The sequence below is a fragment of the Bacillus cereus group sp. Sample62 genome (genome assembly GCF_036851315.1).
Taxonomy (GTDB): domain Bacteria; phylum Bacillota; class Bacilli; order Bacillales; family Bacillaceae_G; genus Bacillus_A; species Bacillus_A wiedmannii.
In genome coordinates, this window is record NZ_JAFLPK010000001.1 from 2,601,520 (window position 1) to 2,625,882 (window position 24,363).

A 24,363-nucleotide genomic window follows, 5' to 3' on the forward strand; every position below is an offset into this window, starting at 1 on the left:
TAAAAAACACAGTTGGTTATTTTTCCAACTGTGTTTTTAATTCTACTACCTCTAATTTTCCCACTAATGTATCAATTACATTTTCCAACTTCACTATTTTTTCTTCTAAAGCTTGAATGCGTTTATCGCTATCTTCTACTTTATTATATTTCAAATCATCATTGGACGATTTGAACTGCTTCCATAATTCGAAAATAGTATTTTCGGTAGGTGACTTTGATTTTTCACTATTACTGGTTACTTCTTTATTTGATTCTAATTCAAATTGAAGTTCATATGTATTTCCAGTTAATTCTTTGGCTATTTGCAAAATTAAATCTTTATAAGACTTTTCAACCCATTCTTGTTGGAATTCATTTTCAAAATAAATGATCAATGAATTTTCATTTATTTTGGCTGTCGTTTCTTTCATCCACGTTTCATATGAAGGTCTTGAAATTATTAATTGCATTTTATCTTTTATTTGATTCCAAATTGTATTCGATTCCTCTTGTCCGGAAGTGAGTTGATTATTTTGCATATGATGAATTTGTGCTATTAAAGCGGTGTTTGATCCTATTTCAAACCATATTTGATATTCTTCATTAGTAATTTTCTGTACGGTAGTTGAAATTATATTTTTATACTCACCTTCAAGCAAATCACGATGAAACGCATCTTCACAAAAGATTATTAATGTATTATCTTCTATAGTAGCATTTGTATTTCTAATCCAGGTCATAAATGTTTTCTCTGCTAATTTTGGCCTTAACGCTTTCTTTACTTCATCCCAGCTATTAAGCCTTTCTTTTTGAACATCTTTCAATTTAGATGGTTCGCCATTACATAGATCAAACTGAATTTCAAACGTCGTATTAAACATTTCTCTTAATGTATGAAATACTAATTCTTTGTAGTGAGATTCTAACCAGTCACGAGCAAATTCATTCGGACAATAAATTGTTAATATATCATCCTCTAAATAAACAGTAGTATTAGTAAACCAAGTTTCATATGATGGTTTTGAAATTTGCGTTCGAATTTTTTCCTTTACTTCAGTCCAATTCATTTTCATAATAACTCCCCTCTTTTTACAGTTCTCTTTCATATAGCTTAATAATATTACGCCTTTCCAATAAATAAAGTCAATCCGTATCATGAATAAAATTCAAGCAGCCCTGTTATATACAGGGCTGCTTCTTTATACAACTACATTTCCTTCTCAAACAATTTCCCTTGCTTGAGATAGCTCCGGAGTGTGGATCGATTAGCTAAAAATACACCAACCAAAATAAAACAAGCACCTATTCCCATTGTAGGGTTTAAAGGTTCTCCTAATATGATATATCCTACTATAATAGCAATTAACGGTGATACATATAACCACGTTGACGGGAATACAGGGTTTGTTTTTGATAAGAGCCAGTAGTATAATCCGTGTCCGCCAATTGATCCAATAAAGATTAGATATAAAATAGGCCACTGTACACTCCATGAAGCTAATACAGATACATTCGGTTGTTCTACTATGACGGATACGATTAGTAATAAAACCCCTCCGTAAAACATTTGAATACCATTAATGAGAAATGGTGATACACTTTGTAAATCCGAAAGTATTTCTTTTGAGCGAATAGAGCCTATTCCGTAAAATAACTCTCCTATTATTAAAACAAAACAAGCGATACTCCATATGAGACTTACTTCTTGGTGCGTTCCTGGTAAAGAAACAAAAATAACACCTATTAGTGCAATAATTAATGCTACGAGTTGCTCCTTTTGTAATTTTGTCTTATTTCTCTTTGCTTGTAATAACAAAATCATCATCGGCCCCGTAGCAGAAAGTACAGCAGCTAAACCTGAAGAAATATATTGTTCTGCCCAGTACAGTGATGCGAATGTCATAAACGTTAAACAAAAACCAGCATACATAATACGTTTTGAAAATACATGTGGCATAATTTCTTTTCTTTTTAACTTAAATATAATCATCAGAATTAAGCCTGCTAACAAGAAACGAATTCCTGCTGAAAATAATGGAGGCGCCCCTGCTTCAATTCCGATTTTTATCGTTAAAAATGTTGTTCCGAAAATAATACATACTAAAATATAATTGAAAATGACCATTTTTCTTCCTCCTTTTTACTCTTAACATGAGTATAGAAGGTGTGGTGTATAACAGTGTAACTATGTATATAACAGTTACTTAAAATTGTAGTTGATTCTCTTTATATTTTTCGCTTTAATAAAATAAAAACGAAAAAGGTGAAACCATGAAGATTGTCCTTCGTAAAGAATCCAACATACCGTATTACCAACAAATATATATGCAAATCGTTGAAAGAGTACAAAGTGGCATGCTTGCGCATGGTGACGCACTTCCATCTTTACGCTCTATGGCCGAAGATTTACAGATTAGCCTATTAACTGTTCGTAAGGCATACAAGCAATTAGAAAAGAAAGAATATATACGCATTGAGCAAGGAAAAGGTGCTTATATACATAAACATGTAAGGAAAGATTTCAAACCAATTCCGTACAAATGGCAACAAACGAAAACGATTAATGTTATGCGATCTCAATATGCAATGAATCAGCACCGAAAATATTACGATTTTTCACAAGCGATTTTGTATCCTCGTTTATTGCCAAATCCATTCTTAGCAGACGAAATGCATAAAATACTTCATAAAGACCAGATGATCCTAGCAACTTATGGGCCAGTACAGGGTGATTATGAACTGCGAGTTGAAATAGTAAATTACTTAAGTGAACACCAAAATTTAGTGACCGATCCATCTAAATTACTAATTACAAGCGGAGCACAACAAGGAATTGATTTAATTGCTCAAACATTATTAAAACCTGGTGATATTGTATTAGTGGAAAGTCCTTGTTACAGTTCTGCACTTGATATTTTCATCAATAAAGGCGCTAAAATTATACCAGTTTCTCTTGATAATCATGGAGTTCGATCCGACTTAATCGATGATATTTGTCAAAGTAAAAATCCCGTATTATTGTATACGAATCCAACTTTCCAGAACCCGACAGGTACAGTAATGAGTAATGAAAGGCGAATGGAACTTATAGAATTAGCAGAGCTATATGAGTTTTTTATAATTGAAGATGATTCTTTCGGAGAAATATATTTTGAGGGTGCTACTATTCCCCCTCCTATCAAAAATTTTGATACGAACGGTCATGTAATATATATAAAAGGATTTAGTAAAACGTTAGCACCAGGATTGCGTATCGCATCTCTTATTGCCGATGGGCCTATTTTTGAATGGTTATTTGCTGTAAAAGGTTCAATGGATATCGGTAGTCCTTTATTAACGCAAAAAGCACTCCTTCCTTTTTTACGTGCAGAACGTATGAAAAATCATTTAGAAAAATTACGTACGGCTTTACAAATTAGACGTGATATAACGATTGAAATGTTATCACCACTTAAAGAATTACGATTTGAAATACCAAATGGTGGCTTTAATTTATGGATTACACTTCCTGATTCGATAGATTCCTTTACCTTATTACAAAAAGCAAATGAAGTAGATGTCTCTTTTTTACCAGGAACAGCTTGTCTATTAAATACCGATATAAGTAATAACCAATTACGGATTAGCTATTCAATGTTAAATGAAAAAGACATGTTGATTGGTTTACAGAAATTACATGATACAATACGAAACTGTATATTATAGAAATAACATTACATGTCCAATAAGAAATACTATCCAAAATGAAAATGTGACTTTTGGGATAGTATTTCTCTCTGAGTTTTTTGTGGTTCAACTTCACTTTCTCTACAAGCCACTATCTTCATTATTCTCCGACTTTTATTACAATTTTACCTCTAACATGTTGACCTTCACTCAAAATATGAGCTTCTCTAACCCCCTCTTCATTAAAAGGCACAACTTTACTTATAATTGGCTTTATTTTTCCGTGTACAATTAATTTTGATAATGCTTCTAATTGCTTCCCGTTTGGTTTTAGCCATAAAAACCCTGATTTTATCCCTTTTACTTTTTGAATGGGCTCATGAACAATCGAAACTAACACACCACCAGATTTTATAATTTGAAAGCTTTTTTCTTGTACTTCGCCACCTATTGTATCTAATACAATATCGAAATCTGATAATAATTCTTCAAATTTATCTTTTTTATAATCAATAACGAGATCTGCTCCTAAAGACTTTAAAAACTCTTCATTCTTACTACTTGCAGTTGTCGCAACAAAAGCTCCAAATGATTTTGCGATTTGGATTGCCAAACTTCCAACTCCACCAGCTCCAGCATGAATGAGTACTCTGTCATGTTCTTTTATTTTTGCGTAATCTACAAGACTTTGCCACGCTGTAAGTCCTGCCAGAGGAATAGAAGCTGCCTCTTCGAAACTTAGATTAGTAGGCATATAGGATACTAAATCCGATTTTACTGTAATGAATTCAGCATAAGAGCCCTTCCCTATATTTTCAGGTTTCGTAAATACTTTATCTCCTACTTTGAAGCACTCTACCTCTTCCCCAACTTCTTCAATTACCCCAGCTACATCCAACCCTAAAATAATTGGAAATGAAAATCGCAACTGTTCTTGTAAGTCTCCTTTTCTTATTTTCCAATCAACAGGATTAATAGATGTTGCGAGAATGCGTATCAATACCTCGTTACCTTTAACAATTGGTTTTAAAACTTCTCTTTCTTTTAATTCTTCAACATTACCATATTGATCTATAACAATTGTTTTCATTTCCATTCCTCCTTGCTATTTATTTTAATAACATATAAATATTTCTCAAAATTTTTTGCCTTAAATTATCATAAACTTATTTTTGGGGGTAATTACGTAAGAAGCATTATGAATTCCATAAAGAAACGTACACTCACCTTAGAATCGTTCAAAACTGTATTTTCAATTACATTCAAAAGAAATGGGGAGAACTCTATGACTGAAAAGATATTTAAAATAAACGGGATTGATATATGTACAGAAAGCTTTGGGAACCCTAAAAACCCAGCTATTTTATTAATTATGGGTGCTACGTGTTCAATGATTTATTGGGATGAAGAGTTTTGTGAACAGTTGGCTAACACGGGGAAATTTGTTATTCGTTTTGATAACCGTGATGTAGGATGCTCTGTTACATATGAGCCTGGAACTTCCAATTATACAGTTACAAATATGGCTGAAGATGCAATTGGGGTACTCGATGCTTATCATATTGATAAAGCACATCTATTTGGTATGTCATTAGGTGGTATGATCGCTCAAATTGCTGCTGTAAAACATCCCGAAAGAATTTTAACGTTAACATTATTAGCTACAAGTATAATAGGCTCTGACGATAATACGCGCGATTTACCTCCGATGGACGAAAGAATTTTAACACATCACGCAAATGGCACGCATTTAGATTGGACAAATGAAAATGTTGTAGCAGAATATTTAGTTTCCGGATCTCGCCTATTATGTGGATCCAAACGAACATTTGATGAAAAAAGAGTCTATAATCAAGTAAAACAAGAAATAGAACGCGCAAACAATCTATTAAGTATGTTTAATCACGCTTTACTTCAAGGTGATGATGCTTATGACGGTGTGCTTCACTCAATACAAGCACCTACATTAGTTATCCACGGAACAGACGATACAGCACTCCCTTTTGAACATGGTCTCGCACTTATTGATGAAATTCCTAAATCAGTCCTACTAACCCTTGAAGGCGCAGGACATGAAAATCATCCTGATGACTGGGCAGACATCATTCATGCAGTTACTGAACATACATCTAAAATATAGATAAATAACGAATAGAAGGAGCACACCATAATTTGTGCCCCCTTCTATTCGTTACATGTAAAAAAGCCCATCACTGTATCCGTATGTATAGTGATGGGCAATACTTATTTTCTCTATGTTTAAAAAAACGGACAATCTAATTGATCAACAGATTCCCATGATTTTTTTTTTATAGTATCGGTGGATTTATTAGCTTCTAGTGGCACGTTTTTAAAGGGATTTACTTCGACCTTTAATAAAGATGATGGCTCCACGTATAATGAGAAAACATGGCTACCTGGTATAGCTTTTGACACATCAATATCTCCTACTTGTTTAAAGAGTTGCTGCGCTGCAAAGAAAAAGAAATTGGTTGGGTTTGATTGTTTATTCAGCCATGCAATCATTTCAGGTGATACTGATTTATGAATATTGATTTTTACTCGATCACCACGTTTATATCGCCTAGATCGCATACTTCCACCAACTAACTTATCGTTAAGTTTGTAAATCCTAACTCTTTTTGCTTATGCTCTCTATATTTTGGCGAACAAGTGTAGACTAATAATCCACGTGCATTTGTAAATAACGGATTATCTACAAAGATTACATTTGTTAGTCGTCCTTTTTGTTTTAAAATCATTTTTAAACTGTTTTTAATAATTACTGCGCCCCCGCCATAAATAAATACGTATGGATCGTCTTTCATGTCATCAATTTTGTTTATGATATCCGTTGCGACACGCGCTGCTAAACCTAATAATGCTGGTTGTGATTCTTCAACTAGTAACGCATTTCTTGGGTGCTTTTCATGTAAATAAATTTGGTTAAACTCTGTAATACTATCAATCGTCTTTGTTGGATACTTCCGGTTCCATCTTGTAATAATTTGTAGTAACGTTTCTTTCACACCGTATGATAAGCCCTTACTTAGTTGTGGTCTAAAGTTCACACCTAGTGAAACCACTTCTTCTGTCGTCCCTGCACCAATATCAAAAGACAATAAAGTTTTATCAACAAAATCAATTTCTGAAACTTGATTTTGTTCACATTCTATTTTATGTTTCACTACATTTCCTTCTTCATCATATACAATGCCCCACGTACCAGAAGCGCCCTCAGGCAGGCATTTACAATATTCGATTGAAATATTAATTGTCACATCACGTCCGTTTGGATAATGGAAAACAACCTTATGATTGCCCATATAACGTTTCGCATTTTCCGCAGCTATTTCTTGTGTAATAAGCTGCATAGGAAGAGCAACAGATAAATCATAACGAATATTAATATGACTAGAAGTTGGACTTTGACGCATAGCACTCACCGCTAAACCAGATAGAATTGTAATAACCATTAACTCATCAGTTGACTTATTTGATTTCTTCTCAACCTCAGTACCTTTTAATTGATCTTGAATGACTTTTTCACCAACGATATACCGCACATTATTTAACATTAGCGATGGAGAACTAATGGTCACATCAATGTGATTTTCTAATTCGGATAATGAAACATCACTCTCATCTAATAATCCTGTAGGCTCTCCTATATATAAAGAATATATACTCGGAATAAAAATAGGGTCTTGCCCTTTCACCATTAACTTCAAACCGTTATTTCCTGCATCAGCACCAGCTTTTAATAGAATAGACATAACTACCCCCTAAATTAATCTGACATCCCTTCCAAATATATGCGAGCCCATTCTTTTACATTCAAATGTAATGTAATTTTTTATTAATCGTAAAAACAAAATATCATATTCTTGTCCCTTTATGTAAAAAGTATTTGACATAATACTTTTCCAATTTTATACTATTGGTGTAAAGAGTTTTTTACAACTATGGAGGTGTCATTTCTAATATGAATCGCAAAAATTTCATTTTACTAACAATCGTTTTATCGTTACTTGGAGTACTAATACATGGAGCCTTTAAATACATCTCTGAAGGTACGATTTTAGGCGGAACAATCTTCGCCAGCGCTATAATAATTAGCTACCTCATCAATCATATTACGTGGGGAGATCCAAACGGAGTATCAGAAGAAAGCAAAGATGAAATGGGACAACAAATTCAATATAAAAGCTTTAAAATCGCTTATTTTGCACTTATATGCCTTATGTTTTTTATTTTAATATTATCAGAAGGATTTGCATTCCTATTACTCGATGAAATAAAGAATCTTCCTCTTTTTATCGCACTTTGCTCTTCATTCTTTATTTATCCTATCGTCGAACTTATAGTCGCAAAACAATATAAATAAAAAGATGAGATTTTGTAAAGTGATAATAATGTTATTTAATTTTGACCAAAAAATATAAGAGCCTCGCTACAAATCATATTGTAGTAAGGCTCTTTAAAGTTGTTTAATTTCTAACCTTTTAAATGAGTTTGTAGACAAATTATTGAGATTCTTCTTCTAGAAAATTAAAATCACCATCAATAAGATTCTGTAAATATTCATCAAAGCTGTTTGCAATCACTTCATATTCATCAGGGTCGTGCAAAAAACGAATGATTTGACCACATACACCTTCATCAGAAGGGTTAAAATCAATATAGAGTCTTGATGTTCCACCATTGTTCATACAGTCTGAAAAATGAATATAAGTGCCAGGGAGAAGTCCTTTTGGATTTATCTTAGAATCAACAGCATCCTCGTCATCTTGGTATTCTAAAAGATAGGATACGTCTTCTTCTTCTTTTGAACTTTCGAGCATCTGCTGTGTAGAAAGCAAATAATATGGATACTCTTCAACATCTGAGCCTAAAATACATACCGCAACTTTGTCTTCTCCATATTTCCGCCAATATGTACCATCAATATTTTCAAGAAAAGAGATTAGTGATTCTGGACAATTTGGATATTCTGACCTTAATGTATCAATATCCTCTTTTGTAGCACCGCACGCTTTATTTAGTGTTTCGAGATCATCTGTTGATAATGCTGCTCTCAAGCCGTTTAAAAATTTGTTAACCAAATCCATTATTTTGTCCTCCAAATAATAAAATATAAAAAATTTTTATTAGTCTATATACCTAACATAAATAAGATTTGACTTTTAACTGTTTTCACATCTAATTTAATTTGTACCATTAAGCTCTATTCCTTCTCGATTAAAGTATTGTTCTAGTAACTCTTTACCTGTTTTGATTGTAGTATAGTACTCTCCACCATACAGTTTCCCTTCTGATGGATTGTGAAAATCTTCGTATTTCTTGAAGTCTTCATTTTCTTCAAATGATTTCTTTGCAAGTTCCATGTCTGTTGTTTCAATCGCACCAAAAACTCTACCAATATCAAAAACCCCTTCTTCAAAACTCTCTTCTAAAAGATAGTGTTTATCCTCTTCTATAGACGTTATCTTACCTTTTGTAAGTGAGTATAGGTGCTTCGTTTCTTCTACTTCTACCATGATAAAAATCCAACCAACTCTTATAACTGTACATGGTGCTAACCCCTCTAATGTAAATGCAACTACCTTTTGGTCTTTCAAAAATTTCCCCATCTTACCTACCCCTTAATTCGTTTTATTTTATACTATAACCATAGTCTCTTAAACATTTATCTACCCTAAGTAATACGTCTCTAAGAGTTTTCTTTTCTGTAGATGTTAGTCTATTGTCAATCGTATTCCAATATACTTTACCGTATTTCTTTACATACCCTCAACTATCGCTTTTAATTTATTCACAGTCCGCCAATTTCTTACTGTAGCTGGTGTATGTAACTTCTGAAACTGGTTCATTAATTTAGAATTTCGAATGCTATTTTTGAAAAATAAATACACAACTTTTTCATGAATATAGCAATCTTCAGTCTCATTTTTTTGCATAAGCAGCTGATCTTTTTCTTTTTCAGAAAGTTCATTTGCTAAGAAAGCAACATGTATACTTTCACCTTCTAGCAATGAATCGGCTTCATAAGGACAACTTTTTATAATATTTATAAATTCATCATGTGTTCTTAACATGACTGGAACATCAAAACCAAAAACATTTTTAATTTCCGATTGTATTCGTTTATTTAAAAAATCAATATCTTTTTCAGATTCGAACACGATATTACCGCTTTGAATATATGTTTTTACTTGTTTTAACTCTATTGATTCAAACATTTGTTTTAAATCCACCATTTTGATTACCTTATGCCCGCCTACATTGATTCCTCTTAGTAATGCAATATAAATTGTCATATCATTTCTCCTCGTTTAAATGTGTTTCAAAGTTGATGTAAAGTTATTTAATATAACCTATAAGAACCTTGCTACATTTTATTGTAGTAAGGTTCTTGGTGTTTAATTTCATTTAACGAAAGCACCTGTTTGTTGAATAAAAAGTGATTTTGTTATAGAGCCGTTGACTTTTTAAACAAAGGTATGTACCCGCCACTAGGCCCATAAGCAACTCCAATTTCTTCCCATCCATATTTTTCATAATATCCGTTAAGATCTGAAGTAAGATAAAGAAATTGATACCCTCTCTTTGCAGCTTCTAGCAGTCCATGATTCAACAATTTTGCTCCTATAGAGTTGCCCCTAAATTTTTCATCTACAAACACACTAACCACGGGCTCAAATCTTGACGACTATTTAAATCATTGCGAATTAATGCATACGTTCGGACAATCTTATCATCTACTTTTGCAATGTAAAAACTCGGTATGCCATTTGGATCAGTTAAAGCATTAATCATACAATCTTCATAAAATGCACGCCCACCTTCCTCACCCCATTCTTTCCAAAAAACATCTATGGCCTTATTAAATAAGTCATCTTTCTTTAGTAATTGAATAAATTCCATAAAGCTACACCCCCAAAAAGTATTATTTAATGATTGTAGAACTTACTAAATTTAAAGTTTTTCAAGTATCTTTATTTTTTTATGTAACTAGCTATAATTTCTTGACTCTTAAATATAGCCTTTTCATACATATTCTCTTATCGTTCTAAATAAAAAAACTTACTACTTTGTTATGCAAGAGTAAGTTTTTTTATTATTATTTCATGATAGATAAATGCATTATGATTTGTTGACCAATTGGTCCCATTCTTCTAAAACCTTTATCTTGGAAGCCGACTTTTTCATATAAATTTTGTGCCGGAATATTTTTTTCATTCACAGCAAGTACAACTTCATTTTTCATCGGAAAATAACGTTTTACAAACTCTTGTAATAAAGCCAATGACTTTTTAGCATATCCTTTTCTTTGTCTATTTTGATTTATAGAAAACGAAGTTAAAAGTAGAGCGCTTTCATTATCTGTAAACTCCTGTACTCTATCTCCCGTTTGCAATGCGAAAAGACCAACAGGTACCCCATTGTAATCTAAAATAACAATCACATTTTTTGTTCGATCACTTTTTGCTTTCTCCAATAATTCACCTGGATCTGATGTGAATTGAACTTGTTCACTTGGTAAAGTGAATGTTTGTATAACTTCTTTATATTTCTGCTTATACGGAACTAATTGAATTTCCCCTGTATGTATGTTCATGCGAAACTCTCCCATTTTTCAACTTATTAACTTAAACCTTGCTGCGCTTTTGAATGCACTTTTCCATCTAAAAAGGTAATTTCAACTAATGAAGTTGGATCGCTTCCCTTCCATGAAAAAATTTGTTTAATTTGTGTAGAATCTTCTACACCTTCTTCTATAAGTAAATTACCATCAAAACCAATTACATCTTTCACTTCTATATAAGTCATTCCTTCATTTATATTCGAGAAATGATTTATATTGATAGGCTCTTTCTTCTCACTTTCCAACACAGTAGAAGAAGTCGCTGTTTGTTTTTTCACTTCTTTCTTTTGTTCACACGCTGTCATACTGAAACCTAAGCATAAACTACATACTATTAATGCGCTTTTTTTCATCATAACAGTTGTCCCTCCCATCATAATTAAACCATATATTCCCTTAAAAATAAACTGAATATTAAATATTATATTGAAAAATCCCCGTACAATTAAGTACGGGGTTAACTTTATTTATTCAAATGATTATTTGATTGGTCATTCTGTTCTTTTCTTAGTTCTTGTTCTTCATCTTTTGGTAATTGTTTATCATTATCTTTAATTGGATTCGTTTCTCGATTTTCAATCATGTCATTTGGAACTTGTGGCATTACTCGGCCAACAATTGCTGCTAACTCATCAAGTATACCTTCACCTGTTTTGCCTTTTTTAATTTGCTTTCCAATTTGTTTGAGTCGTTCATACGTATCAACATCCGCTACAACGACTGCATTAGCACCATCCGGATCGTTTTTTAAACTTTCTGCTACAGAGTATTTAATGGACTCCACGCGAGTTCGATCAAGTTTCGCTTTTACATCAATACCTACAATAGCATATTTCCCCACAACTACCGCTGTTGCATCATTCACACCTGGCACACTCGCGGCTAAAGATGCTAAATGGTCCGCTGCTTTTTCATTTGGCTTATTTGGTTTGTTCGTATAATTAACATTTTTCGTCGAAACATTTTTTTGCTCTGGTTTTTCGTTTGGATTGTCCTTTTTTCCAATACTGCATCCTGTTATAAAAAAGCAAAGCATCAACAAATATATTAGGATTTTCATTATTCTCACCACTTTACTATTAAAGTTTAATCATAAATTTTTTCAACAGCTTGCATTTTCTTCACTTTTTCCTCTGCTCCGCTATTTGCATTAATGAAAATTTGGTACGTATCTTTCCCTAAAGTACCTATAAATTCATAGCAAAGTACTTCATTATGCAAATCATTTACAACTACAGCTTTACGTTCTTCCATAACTTTAACATCTGGATTGATTTTCTTTCTTGCTTCTGCTGCAGTTAGCTTTGCTGAGGGAACTGTTCGTTTTTGGTGTGATGCTAAATATTCTTTTGCGGAAAATCCAACGATGGAACCGTCATCTAAAGCAATTTTCATTTGGATTGCTTCTGGGTAAATTCGTATGCCATTCTCATTTACTACATACGTAAATACACCAACATTATCATATTGCGAGCTATCATAAAGCTCCATATTATTAAATTTATGGTCTTTTAAAAATGTCAAACCTTTACTACCAGCATCGTTTAAACTAATTTTCTGCTCTTTAATTTCTCGATTATTCATTACCCAAATTGGATATCCACCTTTTCCGGTAATATCCATATAAAACTCATTATTCGTTGCTTTATCTTTAATTTTCACACTATAGAAAGATTCTTTCGCACCTTTTCCGCTTTTCTCAACATCTACTTTTTCATTTCCTTTTAAGTTCAAAAATGATTTTGCAATTTTCGCTGCTTCATCTTTAGAGATTGCTTTCCCTTCTGCTTCAAATCCGCCTTTTTTATTTTTTTGTGCACTAGTAAAGGTCGGTCCGAAGTTTGTAGATGAATACGATGTTACGTTTTTCTCTACTGTTTTTAATCCGTCAATAATTGTGTTGTCTGCAGGATCACGATTTGATGCGAGTGCCATCTCAACATCCATCCAGCGTAAATTATTTTTCAAAACTAGATGCTGTACTTTTCGTAACTCATCTTGTATATTTCCTGCATTTGAATATAAAGTTTCCAACGTTTTGTATTCTTGATCATTTAACGGTTCTTTTTCTAAATCACGAATGGCTGCACGATAACTAAAATCGCCGATATTCGCTAAAAATTCTTCCGTTTTATTAAAAGGCATTAATGTTAAAGGAAGTTGTCCTACATCCGAACGAGCTTCAGATGTTAAACGCCATACATCTGCTAATGCAGGTGATAAAGATGCACGCGAATTCATTGCAAGCGTTGTTCCAATTTTATCGTGCAACAAATCAACTTCGTATGCTAAATCATGAAACGCACGTTGATAGCTATTTTCTGCTCGAATTAATACTGCATTCTTCTCTTGGTGCTCTTTATAGCCCCAGTATCCAGTTCCAACTACACCGATTGTTAATAATACGATTACAATACCTCGTAACACAATTCCACCTCCGCTCTATTTACAGAAAATATGTTTCCCAATCTTTTTAATTTGTGGACGAGTCCAAATCCATTTACTTGTTGCAGTATCTGGATTGAAATAATACAATGCGTTTCCTGTTGGATCCCATCCATTTATTGCATCTAATACAGCTTTTTTCGCTGTTTCATTTGGCGTTAAATATATTTGTCCGTCTGCTACTGCTGTAAATGCTCTTGGCTCAAAGATTACACCCGAAACGGTATTTGGGAACGATGCACTTGTAACACGATTCAAAATAACCGCAGCTACTGCAACTTGCCCTAAGTACGGCTCACCACGAGATTCTCCATATACTGCGTTTGCCATGAGCTGAATATCATTTTGAGAATAACCATTTGGAACATTTGTCCCTTTATTTTGAGGTGGTTTATTTTCTTGTGCAGTACCACCACTATTTCCTTTATTCGTAGTCGTTCCTTTATTAGCAGTTGACTTGTCATACTTAGTTGCCTTCACGAGCATTTGCTTCGTTTTAGCTCCAGCTAAACCATCAACAGGTAGTCCAAATTTCTCTTGAAAATTTCGAAGTGCCCAGTATGTACCCCATCCGAAAACACCATCCACTTTTCCCGTATAAAATCCGTTATATTTCAAACGAGATTGCAGCTCAATGACATCTTCGCCAGATGCTCCTCTTTGAATGACTTGATTAGAAAAAGCTTCTACATTCTTTAGTTGTATACTACTGACCATCAAAGATAGTCCTATGAACGCAAGTAAAACTGCTATTTTAAAAATAGCTTTTTGACGCATAATTTTCCCTCCTTAATTACGGAAATGATTTCTTGGTTATGTTTTGTAAAAGCCTCGCTTTTATGTAAAGAAGACAAAAAAATCCAAACTCATATCGTTGAAAAAATATGTAAACAATATGAAAAAAGGATAAAAGGAGTTCATCATGAAGAAATTGTTATTAAAGCGTGTCGCCCTCGTTATTCTGTTCATAACAACATGTTCAAATATATATATCGGTCCATCAATTGTTCATGCGCAGCCACCGTATGCAAAATGGGGTAAACTTGCTGTAGAAAAGACGAAAGAACAATACCCAAAAGCGGAGATTATTGATTATCTTCATATAGGTAGAAAACCAAAAACCGTTCAAATAACAGTTGAAAAATTTAAATTGTGGCTACGTGAAAATGGAAAAGAATATGGTGTTTTTGTTGATGTTGAGTTTGAAACGAAGACGGATAAATTTTTAAAAATGTCGTTTCATAAGACGAGTAGATAAAATGAAAGAAACCCCACTGTTAACATTTTAACAGTGGGGTTTCTTTCATTTCTAAAATTCTTTCCTAAAATCTCGATTCCCTAAAAATCTTACCAATATACAAATAGCACCAATTACAATCGCTATCCCTATACTGTATAAAAGCACTCTACCATATCCGCCTATTCTCGGATTTAAAAATGGATAAGGATACCAATTCACAATCGTGCCACGTATTAAGCTGTACACAACGTAAAAGAACGGGAATAAGAGCCAACTTGCAGCTTGTTTCCAAGTGATTTTCTTACTAGGTGGATTTATAATCCAATCTAAAAGCATGGCAATTGGCATGATATAATGTAGCACCGTATTTACCCATGGTATTGCGGTTTGAAGTGATTCTTCTAATCCTCTTAATAGCAAAAAATAAATGAGTCCTGTCGTAAGTATATATACAGTTGCGGCACCACGAAGTATACTAAACTGCTCTGACCGACCAAATGTAGCTGTTCCAATGCTACTTAAAAGGAGAATACATACAACTAAAATGTTACTTTCGATCGTAAAGAAACTAAAAAAGTTAACTGGATTGAACGGTTTCACTTGTGCCCTTATTATAAATTGCGTAATAATGGCGCTACATGCTAGAAGACTTAAACATAGTCTAAATAAAGATAATGTTTTTACACTTCTCATACATTCTCTCCTCTTCTTATTTCAACTTATCATTCTCTTGTACATGTTCAATAAATAATTTCAATGGAACGAGTCCACGTTTTGGCATATGACTACTTATTACAGCAACAAGCTCTAATTGAGGTATGATAACGATGTATTGTCCGCCGTACCCCATAGCAAAGTACATACAATACGGTATGTGAAATCTTTCGTTATTCAATACCCACCAGTGATATCCATATGCCCCGACATGTTCATACGTTTCAAATAGAGGTGTACTTGATTCTTCTAACCATTTCGATGATACAATTTCATTCCCCTGCCAATATCCATTCTGCAAACATAATATTCCGAGCTTTAATAAATCTTTAGATTTCATTTTCATACCGAAACCACCGACATGTATGCCTTGAGGATCTTGTTGCCACTCATATTCGGTAATTTCTAACGGATCAAATAAATATCTTTTTGCAAATTGTTCTGTCGACATTCCAGTAGCTTCTTGAATAATATAACTAAGCAAATGCGAAGACCCTGAGTTATAATTCATTTTTGTAGCGGGTTTTTCAATTTTTGTTTTTTCTAATATGTATTGCACCCAGTTTTCCGATTCTACAAAATCATTTGGGAACACTACTCCATTTCCGAACTCTTTCCACTCTTCACCTGTAGTCATCGTTAATAGATGATAAATTGTTAATTCGTTTTTTTCTTCTGGTATATTTGGAATCCATTTTGTAATTGGTGTATGTATATCATTTATATATCCTTTATCGATTGCAATACCTATTAATATGGATACAATGCTTTTTGTAATCGAATTTATTTTAAATAGATTATTTTCACACTCTAACGTTTTATAATACTCAGTTGTTAACTCACCTTTTTGATAAACGAGAAATGTATTTACTTTTTTCTTTTCAAATTTATTTTCTAGTTGCTTGAAATCCAAAACTTTACCTCCAATTAAATCATTACCTTATTTATTATACCTTGTAGCTTTAATTAAATCATAAATGTGTTCAAATAAAAAACAAACCTGTCAGTAATAAACTGACAGGTTTGTTTTTTATAATTTCGTACGAACATTCCAAAGCTCTGGGAAGAAACATTGATCAAGTACCCTTTTCAAATAAGATACACCAGAAGATCCACCTGTTCCCATTTTATGACCAATAATACGTTCTACCGTTTTCATATGACGGAAACGCCATTGTTGTAGCCAGTCTTCAATATCGATTAATTTTTCAGCAAGCTGATATAAATCCCAATATTTCTTCACATCTGCATACACTTCTATCCATGCCGCTTCTACCGTTGCATCTTCTTCATAAGGCTGCGTAATATCACGATTTAACACATCTTTATGAATAGGGAATCCTTCTTTTACAAGAGCTTGAATTGCCACATCATACAAACTTGGTGCATGTAGTGCTGTATGAAGTCGAGCGTGTAATTCTGGATCCTTTTCATAAATTTTTAATGCGTGCGGTGTTTTATAGCCAAGTGCATACTCAATCATACGATATTGATACGATTGAAACCCTGAGGCTTGACCGAGTGAATCACGAAACTCAATATATTCAGATGGTGTTAATGTCGCAAGAATATCCCAAGATTGAATGATTTGCGACTGAATTTTTGATACACGTGCTAACATTTTAAAAGCTGGTTGTAATTTATCTTGTTTAATAGATTCAATTGCTGCATTTAACTCATGTAAAATTAATTTCATCCAAAGCTCGCTTGCTTGGTGAATCACGATGAATAACATTTCATCATGATGATCTGATAATCTCTTTTGAGAAGATAGTAAACTATCTAATTGTAAATACTCCCCGTACGTCATATTCTCTTTAAAGTCCGTATGAATTCCTTTTTCCATAATTACCTTTTCGATTTCTTTCATATTAGCCAAACGCCCCTTTTATATATTTCTACTTATAATGGTCTAATAACTGCTCGAACTGGACTTCCATCTGCATCTGTTAAGGCAAGTGGTAATGCGATTAATTCATAATCACCGTCTGCTACATGATCTAGTACGACATTTTCTAAAATGTGTATGCCATGTTTAAACAATTGATGGTGCGCTGCTAATTCTTTATCATCTAATGGATCAACTGATGGTACATCAACCCCAATTAAACGAATTCCCTTTTCAGAAAGAAAGGGTGCGATATCAGCACGTAAATGCGGGATTACAACTGGGAATTCATTAGCTTTACCATGTGAAGATGTGCGTAACAACAAGCGTTCTACGCCTTCTAAATGAAAGTTTTCTAATTCCTTTTTCCCAATGCTTTCAAGATTAGAAACATCAATGATCCGTGCTGGACCGACATAAACTTGAACATCTAAATCTATTACTTTCTTTCCATCATTATCAAAATGAAACGGTGCGTCAATATGAGTACCTGTATGAATACTCATCGTTAACTTTCCGACATTTACTGAACCACTTTCTTCTTTTGACCATGAAACTTCATACGAGAACGGTGTATCGCCTGGCCAAGTGGCAATATCATTATTTAGCGGTTGTGAAATATCAATCCACTCTGATGATTTCATGTTTATGCCACAACCTCTCGCTTATTTTCAAACTGCTTATATTCTTCATCTTTCATGATTTTCTTTAAAATTTGAACAGAATGCCATACTTCTTCGTATGTATTATATAAAGCAACTGGCGCAAGTCTTACTCCATTAGGTGCACGGAAATCAGGGATAACTCCATTTGCTTTTAACGCTTTACAAATGCGTGCTGCTTCAGCGTGCTCTAAATAAATGTGTCCGCCTCGTTGTTCATCTTCTAATGGATTGCCAATTGTAAATCCGAAATCTTTTAATTCATGATCAATTAAATTAAGCATATATCTTGTTATATGTAGCGATTTTTCACGTAAACGTTCTATACCAGCATCTTTAAATATTTCAAGAGAACCAATTAAAGGTGCTGTACTTAATACGTGCGGTGTGCCAATTTGATAAGCACCTGCATGATCAGCAGCTGTTAATATATGTTCCATATCGAACTGCTTATCTTTTCTAGAACTAAACCACCCTGATAATCCAGGAAGTCTATTAAAATGCTCTTTATTTATATAAAGGCCCGCAACTCCACCAGGTCCTGCATTTAAATATTTGTAATTACACCAAATAGCGAAATCAACATCCCATTCTTTGAAATGATGCGGAATAGAACCGATTGAATGACATAAATCGAATCCAATATGAATACCACGCTTATGCGCTTCCGCTGTTAAACGTTTCATATCAAGAATTTGGCCACTTCTATATAGTACAGAAGGTAATAAAATTAACGCGATATCATCTGTCATTGCGTGAATAATATCATCTTCAGAAAGTGTTCTACCATCTCGGCTTTTCACTCGTACTAAATGCTCATCTGGATCTAATCCTTTTAAACGAATTTGACTTTGAAGTGCATATATATCTGATGGAAATGTTAATTCATCAGCAAGGATTTTTGTGCGTATTCCTTTCGGCTCATAAAACGTCGCAATAACTTGGTGTATATTCGTAGTAGTGGAACCGGTTACAATTGTTTCTTCCGGTAAAGCTCCAATAAGAGGTGCTGTCAATTCACCTAATTTCTCCGAAAGGAAAAACCACGGATGCTCACCCTCTGTCCAACCGTCAATACCATGTTCCTTCCATGAATCGAGTAACGTAAGTAACGATTTTTCTGCTCTTTTTGAAAGGAGTCCTAATGAGTTTCCATCTAAATATATAGTTCCTTCTTTTTTATAGAATTCAGTTTGAAAATCTTTCAGTTCATCATGTTTATCACATTCAAGCGCATATTCATAAGTTGATTGAAATGGTTCTTTATACATGGTGTCACCTTCTTTTAATTTTCTTTTTATTCTAACTAATTGAAATATATCACCTTAGTTGATATAACGTCAATGATATTGTGTCAGTTGACTTTATATATGAATTTCTTTTACAATACAGTTATATTTTCAGATATTTCAGTATAAAGAGGTGATTCTTTGAAAAACAATACTCTTTCATCAAGAAAACACCGCTCCTTAGAAACAAAGAAGAAACTATTACACGCCGGTTACACTATTTTTATACATAATGGATTTCAAAAAACGACAATTACACAAATTATTAAACATGCAGAAACTGGTTACGGAACAGCATATGTATACTTTAAAAACAAAGATGATCTCCTTATCGTTTTAATGGAAGATGTCATGAATCAATTTTATGATATTGCTGAGCGTTCCTTTTCGCCTCAAACGAAAGAAGAAGCACATAAAATGATTCAAAATCAAGTTAGAGCATTCCTACAACTAGCAGAAAAAGAACGAGCTATATTGCAAGTTGTTCAGGAAGCTATAGGATTATCAAAAGAGATACGTCAAAAATGGGACGAGATACGGGAACGCTTTATAAACAGTATTGCGCAGGATATTACATACTCTCAAGAAGGTGGATTAGCACATCCTGAATTAAATAAAGAAATTGTAGCTCGTGCTTGGTTCGCTATGAATGAGATGTTTCTTTGGACGATTGTGCAGAATGATAAAAAGATTGACTTAGAAGAGATTGTGCATACGTTAACTGAGATGTATACAGCGGGGTTATATAAATAGCACACCTTCAATAAGTAAGGTGTGCTATTTTACATCTATGAAAATATTTTATCTGGGTATGGTAACGCTAAAGGCGGCTTTTCAGATAAAGAGAAATATTGTAGTTTTAAAGATTCACCATCTATCGATTTTAGCTCGCCACTAGTAACTTCACACTCAAACACAACAACTATATATTCTACTTCATCACCATTCGGATATGTATGACGGTACTCTTCTCCTCCAAATACCCCTTTTTGTTTTTTTACTTGCACTTTCAATCCTGTTTCTTCCCAAACTTCCCGAACTACCGATTTTTCTGGAGTTTCTCCAGGTTCAATTGCTCCAGCTGGCAAGCTCCAGTATTCTCCTCCAGGATATTGAAATAAGATTTCTCCCTGCTCATTTTTAATAACTGCAGCTACACTCGGTATTAGAATTAGTTCATGGCCTAATTGCTCCCGGATCTTTTTATAATATAGCGACATAGACATATAATTCTCTCCTACTCTATAAATAACTGTATTTCCTGACATTTATTGTATAATAATACCAATAACAATTCCTATATAGAAAGGATAAGAAAATGTCTCAAGAACAACTAGTAAATAGCTTTCTATCATTTTTAGGTGCTACAAAACAGCCTACTAGCTTAAATTTTTTAAATGAGCTTATTAAAGCTCATCAAGAAAAAGTAAAGTGGGAAACTCTTACTAAAATAATTGACTAGGAAAAAGGTAATGAAACAGGGGATTATTTCCTTCCATTGAGACATACATAAACCGTATTACAACAAAAGGTTTGGGCGGTACTTGTTGGACGCACTCAATTGGATTCCATTGGTTACTATCCAATCTTGGTTTTGATGTTCATTATATGTATATAGACCCTGGACATTTATGTTTACGAGTTAACTTAGACAAACCATATTATGTCGATGTTGGTTACTGTGCGCCTTTATTCCAAGCTTATCCACTTTATAAATCATTTCAAGTAAGTAATGTACGAGAAACTTTCACTTATGAAGTCTCAAATAATAAGATAAAGATTACTAGCAATCCAGGTCCAGCAGAAGTTTTACATACAGAGCCAATACATTTATCAAGTATGAAAGAAATCATTACAAAGTCTAATGATTGGCGTATATCTCCTGTATTAAAGAAAATTCAGATTTTCGGTTATATCGATGGCATTCCGACTTCTATTAATAATAATGTTTTAAAACAATATTCCCAAGGTAAGAAAATAGAACAAAGCCTTATATCTTCTGAACTTAATTATTGGATAACAGAAAGATTTTGTATTAATCAAGAAATATTTGAAAGAGCTATTGAGATTTTCAATGAAAAATCTTCAAATAGAATATTACAAACAAGTTCCTTAATATCTTTAGGCTGAGGTAAATAGCTAGTTGAAGGAGCAATTTCAAAATTAAAGCTTATATGTCCACATCCAGTTAGCCACATATAGTGACATTTCAACTCTTCATCGAACATATATTTCACAATATCTATAGATAATAAATCTCCTGCGTATTGCAACAGAAACTCCATATTCGAGCTACAAGTATAATAATTGTCATTGTCATCGTCATCAAGATTTTTTATATTATATTCCGCCAAATCCCATAAAAAATCTTCTTTTAATATATTTTTAATTTTTTCAACAATGCTTATACACCCCGAATTTTCCCAAGAATAACTCTCCAATCTACTTAAAATAATTTCAGTAAATTCTTCAGCAATGTCCTTAGAAATCTCACCACGATTTTCAATAATATCCCAAGCAATATTAATTGAAGTCCATCTCATCAATGAATTCTTTTCAAATTTTAAAAACTCTATTATTTCCTCCTCTTTCATTTCACTTAGAATCGCTTTTAATTCACTTTCTTCTAATTTGCTTCTTTGATCATAATCAGTTTGATTTTGTATTTTTAAATATTCCTTACTTTCTTGATAAAAAGCAATCTTTACTTGTTCTGGTGATAAATCCGCTAATAGGCTTTCAATTTCTTCAGCGCCTATTTCTTTACCTTTATTTATACATTTGAAATAAATATGTTTTAATCCTGCTCGGTCTTCTTTGTGATACCAAGATAATATCCCAAAACTTAATATCCAAATAGAAATTAACTCTTCAATATCAGTAGCAATCTCCACAAAATCAAATAATTGATTATATATTAAATTTAACGAGAAACGAAATTCTTCATCATGTTGTCTAACTTGCCATATATCATTAATCCCACTTTTTACTGCAGCAGTTGCAATTTCTTTTTGTATATCGTACGAGGCTCTATTACTCCCCTTTATATCTGCTACACTAGATAATTTATACAGTTCTAAACCTCGCGTTTTCCATTCTTGTGAATCTTGTTTAATTATCTTTTTAAAATATTTTAGTAGTGGCCATAAAGCATACTCCTTATGATCTACATAACTAACAACATCCCATTTTAACTTTTCATTAATTTCACTCATAAGTTCGGGTATTACTACTTCACCATATTTTTTAAAACATTCATGAGTTTCTTCGTAATTTTAAAATAAAGTTTGATTAAAAATATCGTGTTAACCCGTATTCTATGGTAAATAAAAAGAATCCATTTTGAAAAAGATTGATCAAAATGGATTCTTATCCAGCAGGTTTATGTTTTGGTTTTATAAAAAAGTTTGATCATTTTCTATCAATGAAAACAATTAATTGACTATTTTTATTATGAAAAGGTCGGAGCAGGAAATTCATCAATTTTGATACGAAGTAAACTATAAGGTTTCTGTCGTAAGTCTTTTCCATAATGAAATCTAGGCTGTCGATGTAATTGGTTCACAATGACATACAAATATTGATCCGGACCAATTGAAAAAGTATCCGGCCACAAAATTCTCGGATCATGTGCGATAGTTTCCATTATGCCATTTGGCAATATCTTACGGATACTGTTGTTTTCATAATCTCCAGCATAAACAGTTCCCTTTGCATCGGTGATCATTCCATCAGACGCACCTTTTTCTCCCCAATACTCCACATGATAAGGTAAATTCATGTCCGGTATCGTTCTGTCTCTCAGGGCTTCTGTTGAGATCGAGAACAAATGCCGACTGGTTAGTGGAGCAAAAAATAATATCTTTCCATCGGGAGAAATCGCAAGACTATCAGACGCCAACCTAAATGGAAAAGTTGAACCGTCTTTGTTTCGATTCATTAAAATTTGACCTTCTACTTTCGGTAAAAAATAGGGATCGGGTGAAGTTGAATTTGCTCCATTTAACCGTCTAAACGCGTTTCCATTTGATAAATCTACGACGATAATAGCTCCTGGTCCTCTTGAAGGAGAATCCGTTATATAGGCATAACCTGCTTTTCCAACACGAAAATCAAAACGGACATCATTCAGATAAGTTGTAGGCAGGACAACATCTTCTGTAAAGGTATATACTTTTCTTATTGTATTGGTTTCTAAATCAACAGCGACTAATTTTGCCCCCCCTTTAATAGGTTCAGAAAAATTGGGTGCCGCTGTATCTAATATCCAAAGCGTTCCCCTTCCATCAGCAACTACACTTTGGACACTGATGAAAGTCATTGGGATATTCTCGGGGTTAGCCAAATTGGTTTGTAAATTAGGATAAGGCTGCAATTTATCCTCAAAAATTTCCGCCACCGTAAATTTAACATCGTCTCCCCACTTCGGAAAGCAAATGAAAAGACGACCGGTTTCTGAAACAGTAACACCTGTAGGCATAGCCCCATAAAATGCATAAACTAGTTCTAAATTACCGAAATATTTTTCACTAGGTAACATAGGTTTCATAATATCCTCCTCAAGCATTCAAACGGGATATCTCCTATATATGATTTATATTTTTTCTAGTGCATGTTTCTTAATAAGTTTTTCTATATGAAAAGATGATTGAATTGATTGTTTTCGAAATTTAATAAGTCTGTCAGAAGAAAGGAAACATTTTAATTTAAAGGTCTCCAGATGAAGTAGAATTCAATTAGCAGGTAGCGAAGTTCAATATTCCCGAATCAACGTTAAGCTGGTATAAAAAATGGGGAAATTTCCCCCTTTAAATTTGTGAAAAAATGTAC

26 protein-coding genes and 2 pseudogenes are annotated in these 24,363 nt (G+C 33.3%); 6 read left to right on the plus strand and 22 right to left on the minus strand.

The window, feature by feature from the left end; genetic code table 11:
* Positions 1-16: 16 nt before the first annotated feature.
* Both J0835_RS13110 and J0835_RS13115 read right to left on the minus strand, forming a co-directional pair.
* The gene (locus J0835_RS13110) at positions 17-1,054 is read right to left on the minus strand and encodes a DnaA N-terminal domain-containing protein (protein ID WP_087980607.1); all 1,038 of its coding nucleotides are present in this window, start codon (positions 1,052-1,054) and stop codon (positions 17-19) included.
* Between the two features lie 134 nt (positions 1,055-1,188).
* The gene (locus J0835_RS13115; RefSeq protein ID WP_087980608.1) at positions 1,189-2,106 is read right to left on the minus strand and encodes a DMT family transporter; all 918 of its coding nucleotides are present in this window, start codon (positions 2,104-2,106) and stop codon (positions 1,189-1,191) included.
* 146 nt (positions 2,107-2,252) lie between these two features.
* Here J0835_RS13115 and pdxR point away from each other — a divergent pair, with 146 nt between their 5' ends.
* Positions 2,253-3,686, plus strand: coding sequence for a MocR-like pyridoxine biosynthesis transcription factor PdxR (gene pdxR, locus J0835_RS13120; protein ID WP_087980609.1), 1,434 nt, complete (start codon positions 2,253-2,255; stop codon positions 3,684-3,686).
* A gap of 121 nt (positions 3,687-3,807) precedes the next feature.
* Here the strand turns inward: pdxR and J0835_RS13125 are convergent, their stop codons facing one another.
* Positions 3,808-4,737 (minus strand): NADP-dependent oxidoreductase, encoded by a 930-nt coding sequence (locus J0835_RS13125; protein ID WP_087980610.1) that lies wholly within the window; start codon positions 4,735-4,737, stop codon positions 3,808-3,810.
* A 195-nt stretch (positions 4,738-4,932) separates the two neighbouring features.
* On the opposite strand from J0835_RS13125, the gene J0835_RS13130 reads away from it, so the two are divergent.
* Positions 4,933-5,787 (plus strand): alpha/beta fold hydrolase, encoded by an 855-nt coding sequence (locus J0835_RS13130; RefSeq protein ID WP_087980611.1) that lies wholly within the window; start codon positions 4,933-4,935, stop codon positions 5,785-5,787.
* A 119-nt stretch (positions 5,788-5,906) separates the two neighbouring features.
* Here the strand turns inward: J0835_RS13130 and J0835_RS13135 are convergent, their stop codons facing one another.
* Both J0835_RS13135 and J0835_RS13140 read right to left on the minus strand, forming a co-directional pair.
* Entirely contained in the window at positions 5,907-6,242 is a 336-nt protein-coding gene (locus J0835_RS13135) for a hypothetical protein (protein ID WP_087980612.1), read from the minus strand.
* Between the two features lie 11 nt (positions 6,243-6,253).
* Positions 6,254-7,423, minus strand: a complete 1,170-nt coding sequence (locus tag J0835_RS13140) for a ParM/StbA family protein (RefSeq protein WP_046954076.1) — start codon at positions 7,421-7,423, stop codon at positions 6,254-6,256.
* Positions 7,424-7,632: 209 nt separating this feature from the next.
* Between J0835_RS13140 and J0835_RS13145 the strand changes: the two genes are divergently transcribed.
* Positions 7,633-8,034 (plus strand): hypothetical protein, encoded by a 402-nt coding sequence (locus J0835_RS13145; RefSeq protein WP_087980613.1) that lies wholly within the window; start codon positions 7,633-7,635, stop codon positions 8,032-8,034.
* Positions 8,035-8,173: 139 nt separating this feature from the next.
* Here the strand turns inward: J0835_RS13145 and J0835_RS13150 are convergent, their stop codons facing one another.
* The 9 genes and pseudogenes from J0835_RS13150 to sleB form a co-directional block, all read right to left on the minus strand.
* Entirely contained in the window at positions 8,174-8,758 is a 585-nt protein-coding gene (locus tag J0835_RS13150; RefSeq protein ID WP_140386774.1) for an SMI1/KNR4 family protein, read from the minus strand.
* Positions 8,759-8,854: 96 nt separating this feature from the next.
* Positions 8,855-9,280, minus strand: coding sequence for a hypothetical protein (locus tag J0835_RS13155; RefSeq protein ID WP_087980615.1), 426 nt, complete (start codon positions 9,278-9,280; stop codon positions 8,855-8,857).
* Between the two features lie 150 nt (positions 9,281-9,430).
* The gene (locus tag J0835_RS13160; protein ID WP_087980616.1) at positions 9,431-9,967 is read right to left on the minus strand and encodes a DUF1697 domain-containing protein; all 537 of its coding nucleotides are present in this window, start codon (positions 9,965-9,967) and stop codon (positions 9,431-9,433) included.
* A gap of 152 nt (positions 9,968-10,119) precedes the next feature.
* Positions 10,120-10,574: pseudogene (locus J0835_RS13165) on the minus strand (GNAT family N-acetyltransferase).
* A gap of 196 nt (positions 10,575-10,770) precedes the next feature.
* Positions 10,771-11,268, minus strand: a complete 498-nt coding sequence (locus J0835_RS13170; protein WP_087980617.1) for a GNAT family N-acetyltransferase — start codon at positions 11,266-11,268, stop codon at positions 10,771-10,773.
* Positions 11,269-11,294: 26 nt separating this feature from the next.
* Positions 11,295-11,651 carry a hypothetical protein gene (locus tag J0835_RS13175; protein ID WP_087980618.1) on the minus strand — a complete coding sequence of 119 codons (357 nt, stop codon included), beginning with the start codon at positions 11,649-11,651 and terminating at the stop codon, positions 11,295-11,297.
* Between the two features lie 107 nt (positions 11,652-11,758).
* Positions 11,759-12,355, minus strand: coding sequence for a YhcN/YlaJ family sporulation lipoprotein (locus J0835_RS13180; protein WP_087980619.1), 597 nt, complete (start codon positions 12,353-12,355; stop codon positions 11,759-11,761).
* Between the two features lie 26 nt (positions 12,356-12,381).
* Entirely contained in the window at positions 12,382-13,722 is a 1,341-nt protein-coding gene (gene ypeB, locus J0835_RS13185; protein ID WP_087980620.1) for a germination protein YpeB, read from the minus strand.
* Positions 13,723-13,737: 15 nt separating this feature from the next.
* Positions 13,738-14,517 (minus strand): spore cortex-lytic enzyme, encoded by a 780-nt coding sequence (gene sleB / locus J0835_RS13190; RefSeq protein ID WP_001249053.1) that lies wholly within the window; start codon positions 14,515-14,517, stop codon positions 13,738-13,740.
* A gap of 145 nt (positions 14,518-14,662) precedes the next feature.
* Here sleB and J0835_RS13195 point away from each other — a divergent pair, with 145 nt between their 5' ends.
* Positions 14,663-14,998, plus strand: coding sequence for a DUF3889 domain-containing protein (locus tag J0835_RS13195; RefSeq protein WP_087980621.1), 336 nt, complete (start codon positions 14,663-14,665; stop codon positions 14,996-14,998).
* A 51-nt stretch (positions 14,999-15,049) separates the two neighbouring features.
* Here the strand turns inward: J0835_RS13195 and J0835_RS13200 are convergent, their stop codons facing one another.
* The 5 genes from J0835_RS13200 to kynU form a co-directional block, all read right to left on the minus strand.
* A complete protein-coding gene (locus J0835_RS13200; RefSeq protein WP_087980622.1) occupies positions 15,050-15,673 on the minus strand; it encodes a Pr6Pr family membrane protein in 624 nt (207 codons plus the stop codon).
* A 16-nt stretch (positions 15,674-15,689) separates the two neighbouring features.
* Positions 15,690-16,607, minus strand: coding sequence for a serine hydrolase domain-containing protein (locus J0835_RS13205; RefSeq protein WP_087980623.1), 918 nt, complete (start codon positions 16,605-16,607; stop codon positions 15,690-15,692).
* A 117-nt stretch (positions 16,608-16,724) separates the two neighbouring features.
* The gene (gene kynA, locus J0835_RS13210) at positions 16,725-17,564 is read right to left on the minus strand and encodes a tryptophan 2,3-dioxygenase (protein WP_087980624.1); all 840 of its coding nucleotides are present in this window, start codon (positions 17,562-17,564) and stop codon (positions 16,725-16,727) included.
* A 32-nt stretch (positions 17,565-17,596) separates the two neighbouring features.
* Complete coding sequence (kynB, locus tag J0835_RS13215) at positions 17,597-18,226, minus strand: arylformamidase (RefSeq protein WP_087980625.1); 630 nt, start codon at positions 18,224-18,226, stop codon at positions 17,597-17,599.
* A 2-nt stretch (positions 18,227-18,228) separates the two neighbouring features.
* A complete protein-coding gene (kynU, locus tag J0835_RS13220; protein ID WP_087980626.1) occupies positions 18,229-19,515 on the minus strand; it encodes a kynureninase in 1,287 nt (428 codons plus the stop codon).
* A 159-nt stretch (positions 19,516-19,674) separates the two neighbouring features.
* Here kynU and J0835_RS13225 point away from each other — a divergent pair, with 159 nt between their 5' ends.
* The gene (locus J0835_RS13225; RefSeq protein ID WP_087980627.1) at positions 19,675-20,286 is read left to right on the plus strand and encodes a TetR/AcrR family transcriptional regulator; all 612 of its coding nucleotides are present in this window, start codon (positions 19,675-19,677) and stop codon (positions 20,284-20,286) included.
* 35 nt (positions 20,287-20,321) lie between these two features.
* Here the strand turns inward: J0835_RS13225 and J0835_RS13230 are convergent, their stop codons facing one another.
* The gene (locus tag J0835_RS13230) at positions 20,322-20,759 is read right to left on the minus strand and encodes an NUDIX hydrolase (RefSeq protein ID WP_087980628.1); all 438 of its coding nucleotides are present in this window, start codon (positions 20,757-20,759) and stop codon (positions 20,322-20,324) included.
* Positions 20,760-20,851: 92 nt separating this feature from the next.
* On the opposite strand from J0835_RS13230, the pseudogene J0835_RS13235 reads away from it, so the two are divergent.
* Positions 20,852-21,663 (plus strand): annotated as a pseudogene (locus J0835_RS13235) (arylamine N-acetyltransferase).
* Here J0835_RS13235 and J0835_RS13240 read toward each other — a convergent pair.
* On the minus strand, positions 21,573-22,748 hold the full coding sequence (locus J0835_RS13240; protein ID WP_242250104.1) for a hypothetical protein: 1,176 nt from the start codon (positions 22,746-22,748) through the stop codon (positions 21,573-21,575). The pseudogene J0835_RS13235 and the gene J0835_RS13240 sit on opposite strands and share 91 nt — an antisense overlap.
* 236 nt (positions 22,749-22,984) lie before the next feature.
* Positions 22,985-24,082, minus strand: coding sequence for an L-dopachrome tautomerase-related protein (locus J0835_RS13245; protein ID WP_087980630.1), 1,098 nt, complete (start codon positions 24,080-24,082; stop codon positions 22,985-22,987).
* Between the last annotated feature and the right edge of the window lie 281 nt (positions 24,083-24,363).

Bases quoted from the DNA above. Each gene is read 5' to 3' on its own strand.
- J0835_RS13110 (WP_087980607.1), bottom strand. From the start codon at position 1,054: ATGAAAATGAATTGGACTGAAGTAAAGGAAAAAATTCGAACGCAAATT.
- J0835_RS13195 (WP_087980621.1), top strand. From the start codon at position 14,663: ATGAAGAAATTGTTATTAAAGCGTGTCGCCCTCGTTATTCTGTTCATA.
- J0835_RS13170 (WP_087980617.1), bottom strand. From the start codon at position 11,268: ATGAACATACATACAGGGGAAATTCAATTAGTTCCGTATAAGCAGAAA.
- J0835_RS13155 (WP_087980615.1), bottom strand. From the start codon at position 9,280: ATGGGGAAATTTTTGAAAGACCAAAAGGTAGTTGCATTTACATTAGAG.
- pdxR (WP_087980609.1), top strand. From the start codon at position 2,253: ATGAAGATTGTCCTTCGTAAAGAATCCAACATACCGTATTACCAACAA.
- J0835_RS13180 (WP_087980619.1), bottom strand. From the start codon at position 12,355: ATGAAAATCCTAATATATTTGTTGATGCTTTGCTTTTTTATAACAGGA.
- kynB (WP_087980625.1), bottom strand. From the start codon at position 18,226: ATGAAATCATCAGAGTGGATTGATATTTCACAACCGCTAAATAATGAT.
- J0835_RS13140 (WP_046954076.1), bottom strand. From the start codon at position 7,423: ATGTCTATTCTATTAAAAGCTGGTGCTGATGCAGGAAATAACGGTTTG.
- J0835_RS13160 (WP_087980616.1), bottom strand. From the start codon at position 9,967: ATGACAATTTATATTGCATTACTAAGAGGAATCAATGTAGGCGGGCAT.
- J0835_RS13200 (WP_087980622.1), bottom strand. From the start codon at position 15,673: ATGAGAAGTGTAAAAACATTATCTTTATTTAGACTATGTTTAAGTCTT.
- J0835_RS13230 (WP_087980628.1), bottom strand. From the start codon at position 20,759: ATGTCTATGTCGCTATATTATAAAAAGATCCGGGAGCAATTAGGCCAT.
- J0835_RS13240 (WP_242250104.1), bottom strand. From the start codon at position 22,748: ATGAGTGAAATTAATGAAAAGTTAAAATGGGATGTTGTTAGTTATGTA.
- J0835_RS13130 (WP_087980611.1), top strand. From the start codon at position 4,933: ATGACTGAAAAGATATTTAAAATAAACGGGATTGATATATGTACAGAA.
- J0835_RS13135 (WP_087980612.1), bottom strand. From the start codon at position 6,242: ATGCGATCTAGGCGATATAAACGTGGTGATCGAGTAAAAATCAATATT.
- J0835_RS13125 (WP_087980610.1), bottom strand. From the start codon at position 4,737: ATGAAAACAATTGTTATAGATCAATATGGTAATGTTGAAGAATTAAAA.
- J0835_RS13115 (WP_087980608.1), bottom strand. From the start codon at position 2,106: ATGGTCATTTTCAATTATATTTTAGTATGTATTATTTTCGGAACAACA.
- sleB (WP_001249053.1), bottom strand. From the start codon at position 14,517: ATGCGTCAAAAAGCTATTTTTAAAATAGCAGTTTTACTTGCGTTCATA.
- J0835_RS13245 (WP_087980630.1), bottom strand. From the start codon at position 24,082: ATGAAACCTATGTTACCTAGTGAAAAATATTTCGGTAATTTAGAACTA.
- J0835_RS13145 (WP_087980613.1), top strand. From the start codon at position 7,633: ATGAATCGCAAAAATTTCATTTTACTAACAATCGTTTTATCGTTACTT.
- J0835_RS13150 (WP_140386774.1), bottom strand. From the start codon at position 8,758: ATGGATTTGGTTAACAAATTTTTAAACGGCTTGAGAGCAGCATTATCA.
- kynU (WP_087980626.1), bottom strand. From the start codon at position 19,515: ATGTATAAAGAACCATTTCAATCAACTTATGAATATGCGCTTGAATGT.
- J0835_RS13175 (WP_087980618.1), bottom strand. From the start codon at position 11,651: ATGATGAAAAAAAGCGCATTAATAGTATGTAGTTTATGCTTAGGTTTC.
- kynA (WP_087980624.1), bottom strand. From the start codon at position 17,564: ATGAAAGAAATCGAAAAGGTAATTATGGAAAAAGGAATTCATACGGAC.